This window comes from Paraburkholderia sp. BR10923, from assembly GCF_040948765.1.
In the GTDB taxonomy this organism is placed as follows: Bacteria; Pseudomonadota; Gammaproteobacteria; order Burkholderiales; family Burkholderiaceae; genus Paraburkholderia; species Paraburkholderia youngii.
Genome location: NZ_JBFPKO010000001.1, coordinates 199,839 through 216,892 on the forward strand (window position 1 = coordinate 199,839; position 17,054 = coordinate 216,892).

The window sequence follows — 17,054 nt, forward strand, 5'->3', positions numbered from 1 at the left end:
GGCCGCCATGAACGACGAACTCAGGGCATGGCTGAACGCGGTGAACCTGCACGGCACGCTCCCTCTCGACTGGCTACGCGCGGGACCGTGGCTCGATGAACTCGACGCCCGGGACCGGGAACTGCAGCAGTTGCGCGACGAGCGCGACGAACGTGACGTTCCGGGTGCGACATGAGTCCGGCCGAGCGCGCGAGGAGCGCGCTGTTCTCCTTCCCACCGGGCGGTTCGCACGACGAAACGATCCGGCTCGGCGCATCGTTCCTGCATGCCGGTGGCGAACTCGCCGACTGGCGCGGGCAGGACCCCGATGACAAGGGCGAGAAGTACAACCGCAGCCAGTGGAAAACGTATGACGGGCTGGACGTTGGGCCGGGACTGCTGTTCTACCTCGCGCGGCAGGAAAACGACTGGCACGACCCGGACCCCGACCCGCCCCCGCAACGGACGAACGGTGCCGGAACCCCACACCGGGAAGTTCACGACGACGCGCACAGGATCACGACAGAGGACGACACTGGCGAGCGCGCTATCGACCTCTGGCTCGACGGCCAGCCCGCGTACGATCACCCGTATGTCATCACCAAGGGTCTGCGCGAAGCGTGTGACGCCGACCGGCTGCGTGTCGCGGCGCACGATCCCGGCTGCCTGCTCGTGCCGATCCGCGCGCTGTCCGATACCGCTCCGGTCGTCGCGGTGCAGCGTATCTTCACCGATGGTTCGAAGCGCACGCTCGGCAGGCTCACGCCGTTCCCGGGTTGCTGCTACATGATCGGCGACCTGCGCGACAGCGTGACCGTGATCGCCTGCGAAGGCATGGCAACGGGTGAGGCAATTCACTGGGCGGTGCCGGATGCGGTCATTGCGGTGACGATCGGGGTGGGCCGCGAGCGCGAGGTCATGACGGAAATCCGCGAGCGGTATCCGGCGAGCACGCGCGTGATCGTCGCCGACCGTGGCCGGCACGCGTGCGACGCCGATGCGAAGCATCCTGCGAATCACATCGAGATCATGACCGCCCATGCCGCACAGACGACGCGCTCGGCATGGGTCGAAATGCCCGCCAGCGAGCGCGAGGGTTTCGACGGCTGGGACTACGCGACCGAATACGGCCCTGACGCGCTGGCGGTCTGGATCGCAGACGGCGGACGGCACGAATATGTGCCGCACTACCAGTTGCTCGACGGCCCGACCGTATCGTCCCAGCCGATCATTCCCGACATCGTGCGCGGCGTCGTTCCCGCCCGCGCGCTGCTCGCGATCTGGGGCACGTCAGGCGTCGCCAAGTCTTTTCTCACGATGGAACTGGCCGCGTGTCTGGAAGAGTGCCGACCGTTTTTCGGGCATACGGTGTTCACCCGTGTGCCGGTGGTGGTGCTGTCACTCGAAGGCAATAACGGCCTGCCGCGCCGCTATCGCGCATGGGAGAACCATCACGGTCGGCCGGTGCCGTGGCGCACGATCACGCACCAGTCCTTCTCCCTGCTCGACCCGCACGACCTCGATGACCTGACCGAAGCGATCGGGCAGACTGGCGAGCCGGTCGGGCTGCTCGTGATCGACCCGCTTGCACTCTGTACGGTCGGACTCGAGGAAAACAGTTCGGCCGAGATGGGCAGGGCCGTGGCCGCACTGCACACGCTGCGCGATCGCACCGGCTGGACGATCTGCGTTATCCACCATACGGGCAAGGTGCAGACGAACGGCATGCGCGGGAGCAGCACCCTGCCATTCCTGCTCGATGCACATATCGAAGTGACCTACGACCGTGATACCGGCCTGCGGCACTGGATCATCGGCAAGCAGAAGGAGGCCGACGATACCGGTCGCCACGCGTTCCGGCTTGTGCCGGTCGAGATTGGCAACGACCCGGACGGACAGGCACTCTGCTCGGGCGTGATCGAGTGCGCCGACGTGGAAGAACGCGGACGCGAACCGGCAAGGAAACCGCTGGGCAAACCGAAGGCCGCGAATCAGGCGCTCGCCTATGACGTGATCGGCAAACTGCTCGCCGCTGGCGGGAGTCCCGGGGCTGGCGACGGATGCCCACCCGACCGACCCTGCGTACTGCTCGATACCGCAGCGCGCGCCGTCGCCGCGAAGTTTTTCCAGTACGACGAGCGGCGGCGCTACAGCGTGGCGAAAACGGTCATCAGCGCCATGCAGACAAAATATTACGCATGCGATGGCAACTGGCTGTGGCGCAGGCCGGACGGGGATTAGCGGGCGAGACAAAAACGGTGTTTTGTTTGTTTTGTCCGGTTTTGTTGTCTGTGTCTCCCGTTGGACAAAAAGACAAGACAAAAACACCCCTTCTATAGAAGGGGGTGTTTTTGTGTCTTGTTTTTTGTCCGACTCACGGGAGGCACAACCGGAAGTGGTTTCTGCCAGCGGAGAAGGAAATGGCCGAAGCGAAGTCCGGCCCCGGCGACTGGGTCACGCGTAATGCGCAGCCCGCACCGTGCGATCGCGGCCGACCGGTGGCGATGGATTACGCCCGCGCGCTGTCGGCGCTCGCCGCGATCCCCGGCGATGACCCGGACTGGCGGCTGATCCTCGCATCGTGGGCGGCCGAATTCGACCGCGCTGGCGAACGTGACGCACGGGCGTGGTTCACGGGCTGTCCGGCGGCCGGTGTCACGTTCGCCGACGCCTACCGGGCGACGCCCGACGCGCGCATCGCGTTCGTGATGGTGCGTGCGGCGCGACATGGCTGGCTCGATCCGCTGCCCGCAGCGGTGAAGTCGCGCGAGATGCGGGCGAAGCTGCGCGCGAAGTTCGAAGCGAAGGCGGCGCGGCTCGCGCAGCGGGAGCGCAGGACGCGCGAGCGCAGCGAGGCGAAGGCAGCACGTGAAGCGGCTCGGGCCGCGAAGCGTGCCGCAGGGAGGCAGGCAGCATGATCGACGGACTGCTCGGTGGGGTACTTGTGAAAGACCCGGAGACCCGCGCCGCGAAGAACGGCAGCACGTATGTGCTCGCCACGCTGCGGGTTCCGATGGGAGGCGACGCCGTGATCTTCGCGCGGATCATGGCGTTCTCGCACGTGAAGGACGAACTGCAAGCACTCGCGAAGGGCGACCCGGTGAGTGTGACCGGCGCGCTCGAAATCGGGACGTGGAAGACCGACACCGGCGAGGTGCGGCCGTCGCTGTCGGTGATCGCGCATGCGATCGTGAGCCCCTATCACGTGAAGCGTCGCCGCGCCGAAGTCGCCAGTGCGCAGCAGGGCGCGGCCGGGCGCAGGACGGAGCGCGCGAACGGCGCACCCGCAACCACATCGCGCAGTGCAGCGCCGATGCCCGACGACGCGCTCGATGATCTGTGATCGTGGACGCGGCCGACGAGATCGAGATCACGCTGCGCCGCTGGTGTGCCGATCACGGCATCGCGATCGCGCCCGACGACTCGATCGCGGAGCGTGATGCCACGCGGCTGCTCGGCTACCGCTCCGTCTCCCGCCTCGCGCGCCGCGTCGATCAGGGTCTGCCGGTGCCGCGCTTCTACATGCGCACCAACCACAGGCGATACCGCATCCGCGATGTCGTGGCGTGGCTCGAAGGCGAAATGTAAAACGGGCACTTTCGTGTATCGCCTTTTCTCACGCACGGCGCGATGCTTCAGGCAACATCGACATCGACATCGAGATCGAGATCGAGATTGACATCGGAGGTGACCGTGGCCTACGAACTGACCCGCGCAGCCCGCGCGATTGCACTCGCCGGTGATGTGCGGAGCGCGCGGGGTCTTGCGATCGGCAACTATGGCATCGGCGCGCCGAGCGCGGACTGGTTGCGACGCGCGCAGGACGTGCTTGACACACAGGGCAGCATCACCGATGCCAACGGAGAGCCCGTACCGTTCGCCAGGGGAGGGGATTTCGTCGCGCTGGTCGATCGCCGCTCGATCATCTCGCGCATGTCCGACGCCGTGGGCGGCGGCTTCAGGGCGGTGGTGCCCTACCGGCCGCTGCTGCTCCAGACCGATGGCGCCGTGGCGCACTGGACCGCCGAAGCAAAGATCAAGATCACGTCCGCCGACGCCGCGTTCCGGGCCGACTACATCCCCGTGCGCAAGATCACGGGCATGACGATCGCCACGCAGGAATTCATGCGCAAGATCGACGAGGCCAGCGACGCGATCCTGCAACGCGATCTGAGCCGGGCGGTTGCCGACCGCCTGTCCGCCACGTTCGCGGGCAACACCGCGCCCGATGACGATCAGCCCGGTGGCATTTTCCACCACATCGAGCCACTGGCTTCGACCGGCAGTCTCGAAGGCGACATCGCACTGTTGATCGACAACTTTCCCGGCGATCTGGGCACCTCCTGCCTCGTCACGACGCCGGCAATTGCCGCACGGTTCAATCTGGCCGGTCACGATCAGGTCGGCGCACAGGGCGGCTATGTCGCGGGCATCGCGACCGCAACCAGTGACGCCGTTGCAGATGGCGTGCTCGGCATCGTCGATCTCGCACGTGTGCTGATGTATGACGGTCCCGTGGTGCCCGCGACATCGCAGCAGGGCATCGTCACCGTCGAGGATGAGCAGGGCGAGGCGTCGGTCCTGTCGCTGTGGCAAGCCAATCTCGCTGCCGTGCGTGTCGAGAAGTTCTGCTACTGGCGGCTCGCGGACCCGCGTTGCGCGCGGTGGATCAGCGACGCGGGGGCAGGCACGGGCGACGTGCGGAAGGCGAAGCAGTCGCGCGCGGGAGCATGATCATGCGACTGTTTTTCCGGCGCGACCCCGGCGGCGATGACGACGGCGACCCGCGCCGCCGTGTCGTGTCCGAGCGTGAGGTCGATGCGCTGGTGTCAAAGATCGCGGATGCGCTCTGGCCGCTGGTCTGCGAGATCGACCGCGAACGTGCTGCGGCGGGTCTGCCGCCTGTCACGCTGGCCGAACTCGAAGCAGTCTTCTACGGGGACGACACACCATGACCGTGAAGACCACCCCCGCGACACTCACATGGATGAATCCCGACCTCGTACTGGGCAGGCTGATCGACGTTGACCCGCGGATCGAACTGACCGGGGCCGAACAGCACAGCGCGGGCTTCCAGAAAATCCTCCGGGCGATCGACCGCGCGACGCGCGGGCCGGATGTGCATGTCACGGGAATGGCATTTCTCGATGCGGACGGCCAGCGACGGATGATCGTGGAAACGGACAGCGGCTTTGGGTTCGTCCTTCCCCCGCGCAGGCATCCACGCTGAACGAAGACCGGATGATCCCGGGGCACGTGGCGGGATCTCAAATATCCACGTGCATCCGCGAGTGTCTTGACTGCCGTGCGGCGTTCCTATGCGCTGCACGGCTTTCTGTTGCGCCATCGGCCGGTACGGGTCCAGAATCGTTGCGCGGGCACCCTGTCGGAGCGGCGATCATGGATGTCAGTAGTGTAGTCATAGGTCGTTGTGTCGATGACGTGCTGAGCGGTCGGCTGCACTGGGTGCCGCGACCGGTCGAGCGCGAACTGAATCCCGCACCGCTGCCCGCCATGACGCCCGAGGCACGCCGCCAGCACGACGCCGAACGCAAGCGTCGCCAGCGCGCCCGTCGCAGCGGGAAGCCGACATGACCACCGACCGGCGCGAATCGACCCGAAACGGTCCTTCGATGTATCTTGATGCCAACGGCTTGTCTCGAATATACCTCGGCCATTGGTTCGGGCAGACGTTACTGGGGAGAGCTAGGCGGGCGGGCAATAGTTTGGAAACCGAGAGTTACGGGACGACACGACTGCTGTTCCGCAGTGACTAACGGAAAAAGCGCACGTAAAGTGCGCTTCTCTTTTTGTCTCTCGACTCAGTGTTCAGCCTGCTGTTGCGTGAGGTATTTGTCGAGCGCGTCCATTGTTCCGCCCCAACCTTGAGACATGCTGGCGTGCGACGCGTCGAAGATGGCTTCCTCGGCTTCGCTGGCGTCCAGCGCGCGCCACTCAAGGCGCATCAACGTGCCGTTCTCGATTTCACTTAGCGTGGTTGTCGAGAGCGTATAGAGTGGCCATTGCTCCGACATAGGATGTCGTGTCACACCGCCGTCGGCATCACTAAACTGCACGACGACGACGATGCGCTCGGGGGGCGTCAATTCGCGGAACGTCCATTTGCCCCACATCGCCGGAGCCTCGGGTGCGCTGCGCGGCTTCATCGCGTAGTGAAAGACGCCACCGACACGCGCATCCACTGTGCAGTGGGGCATTTCCATCCCTGGCGGGCTCATCCACTTGCTCAGATGCTCAGCTTCAGTCAGTGCGGCGTATACGAGTTCGCGCGGCGCGGCGAAGCGACGCTCGATGACGAAGGGAGCGGACAGTTTGTCAGTCATGGTTGCGAGTCTTCCTGGTTCGAGTTGAGGAAACTTTGGACGTGTTTTTCGGTTTAGCCTTTCCGTGGCCGTCCTTGGCAGGTTTCTGTTGCAGCTGCTGCAGATAGCTGTCGAGCTGGTCAAGTCGCTGCTCCCACAGGGCGCGGTACTGCAGTGCCCAGTCGGCCGCCTGTTTGAGCGGCTCAGGCGCGATTCGACAAGGACGAAACTGGCGGTCGCGCCCTTGAGTGATGAGGCCGGCCCGTGCGAGAACCCGGAGGTGCTTGCTGATGGCCGGCGCACTCAGCTCGAAGGGCCCCGCCAAATCGCCAACCGTCGCCTCGCCTTGCGCCAGCCGGGCGAGGATGGCGCGTCGCGTCGGGTCAGCCAGCGCGGCAAACGTGACGCTGAGGGAGTCCGCTTCCAATTATTTTTCCAATTGGTTAATTAGCCGATTGGTTAATCATGTTGCAAACCAGGTCCGCTTGTCAAGCGACGGCGCGAGAATGCGCAACTGGCCCGCTCCCGATCGAGGTCGGCACGGTCCCGATGACTCTTATCGGTTGCGCAGCCGACATCGGGGTGTCCCAGCGTGTGTACCGACCAACGCTCGCTTATGGCCGATTCCTGCCCGGTCAACATCGGTTGCCGTTGGCGTGCGGGCTCGACCCCCGGTCATGAATATGCGCTCCAACGAAGAAAGGTATTGCGGGTATTTTCAGGAACCCGGATTCCTTTTCCCGACCACCCCCACCGGTCGTGCCCCCGCGCCCGCTCCCACTGCGATGACTGATCCTTGCTGATGCCGTAACTGGCGAGCGTCGCGGATTTCAAAGTCGATTCAGACGACTTTGATCGACGATCACCGCCGCGCGTTTCGCGCGTGCCGTCCAGCGCCATCTCCCTGACCAGCACACCCGCGCGACGATCTCGATCTCGATGCGCGCGCAACCAGCGATCAGGCAGCGCCCGGATTGACCCGTGAGACCTGCGAGAACGGCCGCTGACGGGCTCGCGCCGCTTCGCCCGTGTGTTCGTGCTCGCGCACGCTGCGAGCGGCGCAGACGAATTTTAAAAAATTCGGCCGTTCTGGGGCTCAGGGTAATTTATGACAGGGGTAGTGACAGGGGTCAGGCCGGGGGAATTTCCGTGAAAACCCCGTCTGACAAGGAGTTCAGCGGGATGCATCGCTTCGCAGCAGCAAAGAAAGTAGGTGCCGCCCCGCACAGGGGCAACGCCAATAGACCGACAAGCCAGCAAGGAAAGGCCAAAGAAGCCAGAACAACGACAAAAAAGCGCCGCCCCCGCCGGGGCATATAATGTCCCCCGAACTGCGCTCCGCGAAAAAAATGCCTGACCTCCTCTCCAATCTAAACCCCGAACAACACGCCGCCGTAACGCTCCCGAATGAGCCCGCCCTGATCCTGGCGGGCGCCGGCAGCGGCAAAACCCGCGTCCTGATCACCCGCATCGCGTGGCTGATCCAGCAAGGCCTCGCGTCCCCCGCGACCGTCCTCGCGGTGACCTTCACCAACAAAGCCGCCCGCGAAATGATGGCGCGCCTCTCGGCGCTCTTGCCGATCGACACGCGCGGCATGTGGATCGGCACGTTCCACGGCCTGTGCAACCGGATGCTGCGCGCGCATCACCGCGACGCCGGGCTGCCCGCCACGTTCCAGATTCTCGACACCGCGGACCAGCTGTCGGCGATCAAGCGTCTGATGAAGGGCCTCAACATCGACGACGAAAAGTACCCGGCGAAAAATCTCCAGTACTTCATCAACAACGCGAAAGAGCAGGGCCTGCGCCCCAAAGACGTCGACGCCACCGACAACTTCAACCGCAAGTTCGTCGAGCTCTACGAAGCCTACGATCAGCAATGCCAGCGCGAAGGCGTGGTCGACTTTCCCGAACTGCTGCTGCGCTGCTACGAGTTGCTCGCGCACAATCCGCCGCTGCGCGCGCATTACCAGGCGCGCTTCAGGCACATCCTGGTGGACGAGTTTCAGGACACCAACAAGCTGCAATACGCGTGGCTCAAGCTGCTCGCGGGTCAGCACAACGCGATCTTCGCGGTCGGTGACGACGACCAGTCGATCTACGCGTTCCGCGGCGCGAACGTCGGCAACATGCGCGACTTCGAGCACGAGTTCAACGTGCGCAATCTGATTAAACTCGAACAGAACTACCGCTCGCACGGCCATATTCTCGATGCCGCGAATCAGCTGATCGCGAACAACTCGCGCCGCCTCGGCAAGAATCTGCGCACCGACGCGGGCCACGGCGAACCGGTGCGCGTCTACGAATCGGCGACAGATTCGCAGGAGGCCGGCTGGATCGTCGAAGAGATCCGCGCGCTGATCAACACCGGCCTGTCGCGCAGCGAAATCGCCGTGCTCTACCGCAGCAACGCGCAGTCGCGCACGATCGAGCACACGCTCGTCAATGCGGGCATCGCGTACCGCGTGTACGGCGGCCTGCGCTTTTTCGAGCGTCAGGAAGTCAAGCACGCGCTCGCGTACCTTCGCCTGATCGACAACCCGAACGATGACACCGCGTTCGGCCGCGTCGTCAATTTCCCGACCCGCGGCATCGGCGCGCGTTCGATCGAACAGCTCGCCGACGCGGCGCGTCTGTACAACTGCTCGATGGCCGCGGCGATTCCGTACGTCGCGGGCAAGGCGGGCTCGAGCCTCGCCGCGTTCGCGAACCTGGTCGGCAAGATGCGCGCCGACACGCAGCAGATGAGCCTGCCGGAGACCGTCGAGTACGTGGTCCGCGCGAGCGGCCTCGCCGACTTCTATCAGAACGAGCGCGAAGGCCAGGAGCGGCTCGAGAACTTGCAGGAACTCGTCAACGCGGCCGCCGCATTCGTCAGCGAGGAAGGCTACGGGCTCGATACGCCCGCGCGCTCAATCCCGCTGCGCCCAGGCGCCAGCGCCGCGCCCGAACTCGCGGTCGCGACAGACGATCCGAACACGGTGGTCCTCGACGCCCCGGGCATCGCCGATCCGGCGCAAAACCCCGACACGATGACGCCGCTCGCGGGCTTCCTGTCCCACGCGTCGCTCGAAGCGGGCGACAACCAGGCGCAGGCCGGCCAGGAAGCGGTGCAGCTGATGACGGTGCACGCGGCAAAGGGGCTCGAATTCACCGCGGTGTTCATCACCGGTCTCGAAGAAGGGCTGTTCCCGCACGAGAACAGCGCGATGGAGGCGGACGGCCTCGAAGAAGAGCGGCGTCTCATGTATGTCGCGATCACGCGCGCGAAGGAGCGGCTCTATCTGTCGTTCGCGCAGAGCCGGATGCTGCACGGTCAGACCCGCTACAACATCCGCTCGCGTTTCTTCGACGAATTGCCGCAGGAAACGCTGAAGTGGCTCACGCCGAAGGTCGAGGCGGGCTCGCGCTGGGGCGGTCGCTCGGACAACGCCGGCTACGGGCGCGACTGGTTTGCACGGCCGGGCTATGGCGGCGGTTCGGCGGCGGCGGTGACCTCGGCGCCGGCACCCGCCTTCGCGAACGAGCAGCGCGCGGCCGAAACGGGCTTTCGCGTCGGCCAGCAGGTGTTCCACACGAAGTTCGGCGAAGGCACGATCACCGCGCTCGAAGGCAACGGCACCGACGCGAAAGCGCAGGTCCGTTTCAAGCGGCATGGCGAAAAGTGGCTGGCGCTGGCGGTAGCTAAATTGCAGGCGGTCGAATGAGCAAGCCCTTGAACGTCAGCCACGGTGCACGGCGTCCCCTCGGCATTCTGGCCGCGTTGCCGCAGGAACTCGGCGACCTGATCGAAGCGATGCGCGCCGAGTCCGGCGTGCGCACGGTCAAGTACGGCCAGCGTGACTACCACGTCGGCACCGTGCACGGCACGCCGTGTGTCGTCACGCTCGCGCGCGTCGGCAAGGTCGCGGCGGCCGCGACGGTCAGCGCGCTGATTCACGCGTTCGATGTCGAAGCCGTTGTGTTTACCGGTGTCGCGGGTGGGGTCGGCGTCGATGTGCATGTCGGCGATATCGTCGTCGCGAGCACGCTGATGCAGCACGATGTCGACGCGTCGCCGCTGTTTCCGCGCTTCGAGGTGCCGCTGCTCGGCATGTCGCGCTTTGCCGCCGATGCGGCGCTCGCCGATCGTCTCACGCTCGCATGCGAACAGTTCGTCGCCGAAGAGGGCGCGGCATGCGCGGCCCGGTTCGGCACGCGCGAGCCGCGCGTGCATCGCGGCTTGATCGTCAGCGGCGATCAGTTCGTCGCGAGCGCGGCGGCCGTCGCTGCTTTGCGCCACGCGCTGCCCGACGCGCTCGCGGTCGAGATGGAGGGCGCGGCGATCGCGCAAGTCTGCTACGAGTACGGCGTGCTGTGCGCGGTCGTGCGCACGATCTCCGATACCGCCGACGACCACGCGCCCGGATCGTTCATGTCGTTCCTGACCGGCATCGCGGGCACGTATTCGAACGCGATCCTCGCGCGCTTTCTGGGCACGCGCCACGCCGCGGGCTGAGCGCCCGCTGGTTTATTTCTTCGCGCCGTCGCCGAGCGCGTCGCGCACCTGCTGTAGCGCGGCCGGATCTTCGATCGTTGGCAGATCGCCCGGCTCGCGTCCCTCGGCGAGCGCCGCGATAGCGCGGCGCAACAGCTTGCCGGAACGCGTCTTCGGCAGCATCGATACCATCACCACGCGTGCGGGCCGCGCAATCGAACCGAGCTGGCGGTCGACCGTCATCGTCAGCTCGGCCGCCAGCCGCGCGCGCTCACTCGGGTCGCCTTCACTTTGCGCGCCGCGCAGCACGACGAAGGCCATCGCCGCTTGACCCTTGACCGGATCGGTCACGCCGACCACCGCGACTTCCGCGACGGCCGCGTGGCTCGACAGCGCCTCCTCGATCTCGCGCGTGCCGAGCCGATGGCCCGCGACGTTGATCACATCGTCGGTGCGGCCGAGGATCGTCACGTAGCCGTCCTCGTCCTGCACGCCCCAGTCGAACGTCGAATAGACCTGCTGGTTCGGCACGCTCGACCAGTAGGTGCCGACGAAGCGCTTGTCGTCGCCCCACACCGTCGACATGCAGCCCGGCGGCAGCGGATAGTCGAGCGTCAGCACGCCTTTCTCGCCGGGCGCACAGGGCTCGCCGGTCAACTCGTCTCGCACGGTCAGGCTATAGCCGACCGACGGCACGCCCGGCGAGCCGAGCTTGGTCGGCAGTACCTCGATGCCACGCGGAATCGCGAGCATCGGCCAGCCGGTTTCGGTCTGCCAGTAGTTGTCTATCACCGGCTTGTTCAGCGCGGTCGAGATCCATTCGGCGGTCGGTTCGTCGAGCGGTTCGCCGGCGAGAAACAGCGTGCGCAGGCTCGACAGATCGGCTGCCTTCATCAGCGCCGGGTCCTGCTTCTTCAGCACGCGTATCGCGGTCGGCGCGGTGAACATCAGGTTGATCTTGTGCTGTTCGACGAGGCGCCACCAGATGCCGCCGTCCGGGCGAATCGGCGTGCCTTCGTACATCACCGTGGTGAGCCCCGCGATCAGCGGCGCGTACACGATGTAGCTGTGGCCGACCACCCAGCCGACGTCGGACGCGGTGAACATCGTGTCGCCGGCCTTTCCCTCGAAGATGTATTCCATCGATGCCGCGAGCGCGACCGCATAGCCGCCGACATCACGCTGCACGCCCTTCGGCTTGCCGGTCGTGCCCGACGTGTATAGCACGTAGGATGGCTCGTTCGATTCGAGCCATTCGCACGGGACGTGGGCGTCGAAGAACTGTTCGCGCAGCGGCTCGTAGGCGACGAGGTAGGGCGCATTGAGGCGCTCGGGCGCGAGCTGCCGGTCGATCAGCAGCACGTGCGGCGTCTTGTGCTTCGCGCGCGAGAGCGCTTCGTCGACGAGCGGCGTGTAGTCGACCACTTTGCCGCCGCGCGCGCCGGCGTCGGCGGTCACGATCAGCACCGGCTTGGCGTCGTCGATACGCGCGGCGAGGTTCGGCGCCGCGAAGCCGCCGAACACGACCGAGTGGATCGCGCCGAGCCGCGCGCATGCGAGCATTGCGAACAGCGCCTCGGGGATCATCGGCAGATAGATCAGCACGACGTCGCCGCGCTTCACGCCGAGCGAACGCATGACCGCGGCCATGCGGTTGATTTCGGCGTACAGCTCGGCGTAAGTGTACTGGCGCTCGATGCCGGTTTCGGTCGATACGTAGACCAGCGCGTTTTGCTGTGCGCGCTCGGCCAGATGGCGGTCGACCGCGTTATGACAGAGGTTCGTGCGGCCGCCGACGAACCAGCGCGCAAATGGCGGCTTCGAGCGGTCGAGCACGGTGCCGAATGGCGTGTGCCAGTGAATGCGCTGGGCTTCTTCGCGCCAGAAGGCTTCGGGGTGTTCGATCGAGCGGCGGTGGAAATCGCGGTAGCGGGTCATCGGCGGCGATCCTCGTGCGGCGGGAGTGGACGGGGGTATGAAACGGCCGTGCAATTTGCGCGCCCGGCGCGGCGCGGGTTATCCGCACAAGCATAGCTACGGGCGGGAGGGTGAGCAAGCTGGTTCGCCGCAAGGGCGAAGAGCAACAGGAAAAAATCGTTGTTCCTCAGATTCATCCGTCGCCCATATCCAGGTTTCTCGATGCCAGGTAGGGTGGAGACGGCCAACGTGGCACATCGCTTTTACCCAAACATGGAGGTTTGCTTGCCCAATCGATACGCTTCCGAGCGTGGTAGTCCGCGCGTTCCGGCCTGCGCGAGGTCTCAGGTGTTTCTACGCTTTGATGGTCGTTTTTTGACCATGAGTGGTCAGGTTTCCCGCAACTATGCGGCAGTGTCCGGCAGAACGGATAGCAGGGGCAAATTCGATTATTCGTCGATGCGTCAGCGCGAAGAGGGTGTGGGTCCGATTCCGCCCGGTCAATACTGAATTGATCCTTCGCAGATGTGGGAGAACCATTGGTACAACCTTGCTCCGCGTGCCGCATGGGGCGATCATCGGATCACGATTCATGTCTATCCGGGAAGTCAGACATTTGGACGCGGAGGGTTCTTTATTCACGGTGGCACGCATGCGGGGAGCGCGGGTTGTATCAACCTGCATGCTGGGATGGAAACTTTCGTGCGCGACCTGAAGGAGGCGGCGACGCCGTCGCCGGATTGCTACATTCCACTAACGGTCAGGTACTGACATGCGGAAAACCAGATTTGTCCGTGTTTTCGCTGGCGTAGTTTTACTTGCCATTGCCATTGCCATTGCCATTGCCATTGCCATTGGCGTTGCTGTCGTCGCGTTCAACGTGGTCAACCTTAACGAAGCGTATGGAAACGGCGAGCCCTACTATTCGCGTACGACGAACATGGACAAGTGGACTGATCCTTTGCCAGTGCTGAGCGTCGTCGACGGTGTTGCGGTTGTCGTAGTTGCCGTGGGCTTTTTTACGTGGAGACGGATGCGGGTCTAAGGCGCGGGTGGTGTTCTTTGCGGTGTTGGCCTTTGCTTGCTGGCTTGTCGGTCTATTAGCGTTGCCCCTGTGCGGGGCATTTGCATGCATCGTATAGCTGGTCTATAACAGCGCATATCGTTATAAATCAATGACTTAACGATGTATAGCAACGCGATGCAGCGTAGTTCAGCGTATCGCGTTTTCCCCACGGATTCCCCACGACGACCGTCGTGGGGCGACATCTTGACAGGGGCACACGATGAAAAGGACCAACCTCAGCCGCGAACTGCTCGACTCGATCCGCAAGGCGGGCCCGGACGGCAGGCATCGCGAAATCGCCGACCTTCAGAAGGGGTTCGGCGTACGGATCACGCCGAACGGCGCAATCAGCTTCTACTACCGCTACACCGGCGCAAACGGCAAGCACCGTCGGTACACCATCGGCGCCTATCCGGGCATGACGGTCTCCGATGCCCGCCGGCGCGCGCTGGAACTGACGCAGGAAGTCGAACATTCGAACGATTCGGCGACCGAGCTGCTGCGCAAGCGCGAACGCGCGCACCGCACCGAACAGGCCGCGAAGATCGTCCCGACGATCGGCGAATTCATCGACGACCATTATGCCAGGCGGCTGCGCGCGACCGTCAGGACCGCAGAGCGGACCATCGTCGAACTGCGCAAGCTCGGCGAAACCTTCCCCGGCGTGATGAACCGGATCAGCGTCGGGCAAATCCTGGACTGGGTCTACGGGGAACTGGAGAGGGAGGTCGGCGAGGATCGCACCATTCGCCCGGCTACCGTCAGGCGCAGGCTGACCGCGCTGCGCGGCTTGTTCACGCACGCCGTCAGGCTGGAGTTCATCGGGGCGAACCCGGTTGCCCAGGTGATGAACGACCACCCGGCGCTGTTCGATGAAGGCGAAGGTCGCGACCAGTGGCTGCGGGCCGACATGGAAGTCCGACTTCGCGCGGCGCTCGATGCGCGTGAGGCGCGGATGCGCGCAAGTCACCCACAGATCGACGCGGACCCGCGCTACGACGTGGTGTATGGTCCCGATGCGGTCTATGTGGACCACGTCAAGCCTGCGGTACTGGTCGCGCTCGGTACCGGCCTGCGTCGCGCCGAACAGATGCAGCTTCAATGGCCCGACATCGACTTCGACAACGAGCGCATCCGGGTCCGCAAGGCGACCAGCAAGGGCGACCGCACGCGTTACGTGCCGATGTGTGATGAGATCATCGAGGCACTGAAGGCGTGGAAGGCGCAGACCTGCTGCGGCCCTGTGCAGCCGATTCTGGTCTTCGGTAACGCGCTCGGCGAAGTGCGTCGCGAAGTCAAACCGTACCGGCATGTGCTTGCCGAGGCGAAGATCGACGGTTTCACCTGGCACGATCTGCGGCACAGCTTCGCGACGCGACTCGCGCAGCACGGCGTGCCGATTGAGCGCATCAGCAAATGGCTGGGACACAGGAACATCCAGCAGACGATGCGCTACGCGCACCATTGCCCGGACCAGCAGCGCGACCACATCCGCGCGCTGGACCGCGCGAGTGCGGCTGCGACGCTTTCCGTACAGGTAGCCGCGTAAGCAGATAGCACGAATTTTCCTCAAACCGGCCCCTGCAATGCAGGGGCATTTTTTTCGCCCCGATTCTGATTGAAACGGATTGCATCGGGTTGAGTTCATCTGAAGCATCCATGTCCCTGGGGAATGGCGCAACAAACAGGAAGGACGTTCCTCGCTCGTTCAGGCGCGTTGCGCGCCTGACGGCTACGCTACGCGCATCGACACGGCCATACGTCGCAGGAGCGCTCTCATGTCCACCTCGATTCGCACCACTGCCCGCACGCCGGAACTCGATGCAATGTCGATTCCCGAGTTCTGTTCGCGTTACTCGATCAGCGAGACCTTCTATCGTGTCCTGCGCCGCAAGGGCCTGGGGCCGCGCGAACTGCGGCTGTCGCGCCGTCGCGTGCTGATTACCGTCAGGTCGGCCCGCGAGTGGGAAAACTCGTTTGACGAGCGGAAAGCTGCCGCCGATGCGGTTGCGGCTCACGATATGACCGCCTAGCGGGCTTGCGCGAACCTGTCGCCAGGGTAGGTCGCAGCTGACCTGCTCGCCCGCCTCGTCGCGAACCCGGCCTGACTGAGGGCGGATGCAGCCTCGAAGTATCATTCCAGATCATCGCGTAGCCGTGCCCCTGTTGTATTGCGGTCGTACAGGCGAACGGTCCCAGATCAGACGAGTGCGATTGACCAATCGTTGCCGGTTTTTTCCGTCCCGCCGCGATCTGGCTACGCCGATGCGTACTGATGCGGCATGACGGTTGCCCTGTCCGTCGCGGCCGCGAGGCACACAGGGCCATGTCGCGGATCAACCGATGAACAGGTTCAAGAAGTGGTACTCAGTGAGCGAGGCCGCCGCATTGCTGCGTCAGGTCTTCGAAGAGGCGGTCACCGAGCGGGACGTGCTGGACCGGATCAACGCGGGCGAGCTGGGCGCATGGCTGGATGCCACCGGCTGCTATGCGGTGGAGGTTGCCCCCGGATGCGTCTACTATCCGGACCCGGCGCGCAATCCGCTCTTTCCGTGCGTGCAAAACCCTCAGGGCGAACAGCTCGCAGCACTGCGACGCGGGAGCGAGGATCTGTTTGAGGTCAAGGACACCGTCGAGGTGCTGACCGGTCACTACCGGCTCGCAGACCTGCCAAGGGACGACGTGCTGTACTTTGACGGCCCGGAGAAGGCGTCAATCCATTTCGCTCACGGCTTTCTTGTCCGTGCGGACGACGGCAAAACAACCCTCAAGATCGTGCGACGGCTGCCGGCCGCCAGGCCCGATTCCCGGAACGCTTGCGATTTTTTCGCGGACATCAAGACACCCGCGTCGAGCGCCGATCTGCGAATTGCCGCTGAAGACCTTCTCGCGATCATCAGTTCGCCTCAACCCGCTGAGCAGACCGGTACGCGGGAGCGGGAGACGCTGCTCAGGCAACTCGGCGCGCTCGCCTTGCTCCTGTCGGCAAAAGCCAGTCTCTACAGGCGCGGCGACAGGCCGAACGCCAGACAGATCGCTGCCGCCGTTGCCGACATGGCCGACGCGCTGCCCGACGCTGACAGACATGGGCTAAGTTCCGCCAATATCCGCAAGAACATCAGCGAGGGCGTTTCGCTGCTCGAACGTGGGGAAACTGGCTAGCTGGCAACGGGATTGGCTAGCTGGCCAATCACAGCGGCATCCAGCAATACGATTTGTATCGCCCAGTGCTTTTTCCAGTCAGTGCGGCGCGATACCTGTCAGGGTCGATCGTATCGCGCCGTTCGGGAGC

The 17,054-nt window shown here is 64.6% G+C and carries 18 protein-coding genes; 15 read left to right on the plus strand and 3 right to left on the minus strand.

Going from position 1 to position 17,054, the window contains the following annotated elements; genetic code table 11:
• Positions 1 to 7 precede the first annotated feature (7 nt).
• The 9 genes from AB3X94_RS00945 (at position 8) to AB3X94_RS00985 (ending at position 5,574) form a co-directional block, all read left to right on the plus strand.
• Positions 8 to 175: a hypothetical protein gene (locus tag AB3X94_RS00945; protein WP_368610581.1), complete on the plus strand. Its 168-nt coding sequence runs from the start codon at positions 8 to 10 to the stop codon at positions 173 to 175.
• Entirely contained in the window at positions 172 to 2,220 is a 2,049-nt protein-coding gene (locus AB3X94_RS00950; RefSeq protein ID WP_368610582.1) for an AAA family ATPase, read from the plus strand. Before AB3X94_RS00945 ends, AB3X94_RS00950 begins: the two co-directional genes overlap by 4 nt.
• Before the next feature lie 179 nt (positions 2,221 to 2,399).
• The gene (locus AB3X94_RS00955) at positions 2,400 to 2,897 is read left to right on the plus strand and encodes a hypothetical protein (RefSeq protein WP_368610583.1); all 498 of its coding nucleotides are present in this window, start codon (positions 2,400 to 2,402) and stop codon (positions 2,895 to 2,897) included.
• Complete coding sequence (locus AB3X94_RS00960; protein ID WP_368610584.1) at positions 2,894 to 3,322, plus strand: single-stranded DNA-binding protein; 429 nt, start codon at positions 2,894 to 2,896, stop codon at positions 3,320 to 3,322. The genes AB3X94_RS00955 and AB3X94_RS00960 overlap by 4 nt, the downstream gene beginning before the upstream one ends.
• Positions 3,323 to 3,324: 2 nt before the next feature.
• The gene (locus tag AB3X94_RS00965; protein WP_368610585.1) at positions 3,325 to 3,567 is read left to right on the plus strand and encodes a hypothetical protein; all 243 of its coding nucleotides are present in this window, start codon (positions 3,325 to 3,327) and stop codon (positions 3,565 to 3,567) included.
• 105 nt (positions 3,568 to 3,672) lie between these two features.
• Positions 3,673 to 4,713, plus strand: a complete 1,041-nt coding sequence (locus AB3X94_RS00970; RefSeq protein WP_368610586.1) for a phage major capsid protein — start codon at positions 3,673 to 3,675, stop codon at positions 4,711 to 4,713.
• Positions 4,714 to 4,715: 2 nt separating this feature from the next.
• A complete protein-coding gene (locus tag AB3X94_RS00975) occupies positions 4,716 to 4,934 on the plus strand; it encodes a hypothetical protein (protein WP_368610587.1) in 219 nt (72 codons plus the stop codon).
• Positions 4,931 to 5,209: a hypothetical protein gene (locus AB3X94_RS00980; protein ID WP_368610588.1), complete on the plus strand. Its 279-nt coding sequence runs from the start codon at positions 4,931 to 4,933 to the stop codon at positions 5,207 to 5,209. Before AB3X94_RS00975 ends, AB3X94_RS00980 begins: the two co-directional genes overlap by 4 nt.
• A gap of 170 nt (positions 5,210 to 5,379) precedes the next feature.
• Entirely contained in the window at positions 5,380 to 5,574 is a 195-nt protein-coding gene (locus AB3X94_RS00985; RefSeq protein ID WP_368610589.1) for a hypothetical protein, read from the plus strand.
• Positions 5,575 to 5,801: 227 nt separating this feature from the next.
• Here AB3X94_RS00985 and AB3X94_RS00990 read toward each other — a convergent pair whose 3' ends face one another.
• On the minus strand, positions 5,802 to 6,323 hold the full coding sequence (locus tag AB3X94_RS00990) for an SRPBCC domain-containing protein (RefSeq protein ID WP_368610590.1): 522 nt from the start codon (positions 6,321 to 6,323) through the stop codon (positions 5,802 to 5,804).
• The gene (locus AB3X94_RS00995; RefSeq protein WP_368610591.1) at positions 6,316 to 6,729 is read right to left on the minus strand and encodes an ArsR/SmtB family transcription factor; all 414 of its coding nucleotides are present in this window, start codon (positions 6,727 to 6,729) and stop codon (positions 6,316 to 6,318) included. The genes AB3X94_RS00990 and AB3X94_RS00995 overlap by 8 nt, the downstream gene beginning before the upstream one ends.
• A gap of 922 nt (positions 6,730 to 7,651) precedes the next feature.
• Between AB3X94_RS00995 and AB3X94_RS01000 the strand changes: the two genes are divergently transcribed.
• Positions 7,652 to 10,009, plus strand: a complete 2,358-nt coding sequence (locus AB3X94_RS01000) for a UvrD-helicase domain-containing protein (RefSeq protein WP_176108054.1) — start codon at positions 7,652 to 7,654, stop codon at positions 10,007 to 10,009.
• The gene (locus AB3X94_RS01005; protein ID WP_368610592.1) at positions 10,006 to 10,800 is read left to right on the plus strand and encodes a 5'-methylthioadenosine/adenosylhomocysteine nucleosidase; all 795 of its coding nucleotides are present in this window, start codon (positions 10,006 to 10,008) and stop codon (positions 10,798 to 10,800) included. The genes AB3X94_RS01000 and AB3X94_RS01005 overlap by 4 nt, the downstream gene beginning before the upstream one ends.
• 12 nt (positions 10,801 to 10,812) lie before the next feature.
• On the opposite strand, the gene AB3X94_RS01010 is transcribed toward AB3X94_RS01005, so the two are convergent.
• Positions 10,813 to 12,717 carry a propionate--CoA ligase gene (locus AB3X94_RS01010; RefSeq protein ID WP_368610593.1) on the minus strand — a complete coding sequence of 635 codons (1,905 nt, stop codon included), beginning with the start codon at positions 12,715 to 12,717 and terminating at the stop codon, positions 10,813 to 10,815.
• Positions 12,718 to 13,468: 751 nt separating this feature from the next.
• On the opposite strand from AB3X94_RS01010, the gene AB3X94_RS01015 reads away from it, so the two are divergent.
• The 4 genes from AB3X94_RS01015 (at position 13,469) to AB3X94_RS01030 (ending at position 16,924) form a co-directional block, all read left to right on the plus strand.
• The gene (locus AB3X94_RS01015; RefSeq protein ID WP_368610594.1) at positions 13,469 to 13,741 is read left to right on the plus strand and encodes a hypothetical protein; all 273 of its coding nucleotides are present in this window, start codon (positions 13,469 to 13,471) and stop codon (positions 13,739 to 13,741) included.
• 241 nt (positions 13,742 to 13,982) lie between these two features.
• A complete protein-coding gene (locus tag AB3X94_RS01020; protein ID WP_368610595.1) occupies positions 13,983 to 15,311 on the plus strand; it encodes a tyrosine-type recombinase/integrase in 1,329 nt (442 codons plus the stop codon).
• A gap of 229 nt (positions 15,312 to 15,540) precedes the next feature.
• Positions 15,541 to 15,795 (plus strand): hypothetical protein, encoded by a 255-nt coding sequence (locus AB3X94_RS01025; RefSeq protein ID WP_368610596.1) that lies wholly within the window; start codon positions 15,541 to 15,543, stop codon positions 15,793 to 15,795.
• 310 nt (positions 15,796 to 16,105) lie between these two features.
• Positions 16,106 to 16,924, plus strand: coding sequence for a hypothetical protein (locus AB3X94_RS01030; protein WP_368610597.1), 819 nt, complete (start codon positions 16,106 to 16,108; stop codon positions 16,922 to 16,924).
• Positions 16,925 to 17,054: the final 130 nt, after the last annotated feature.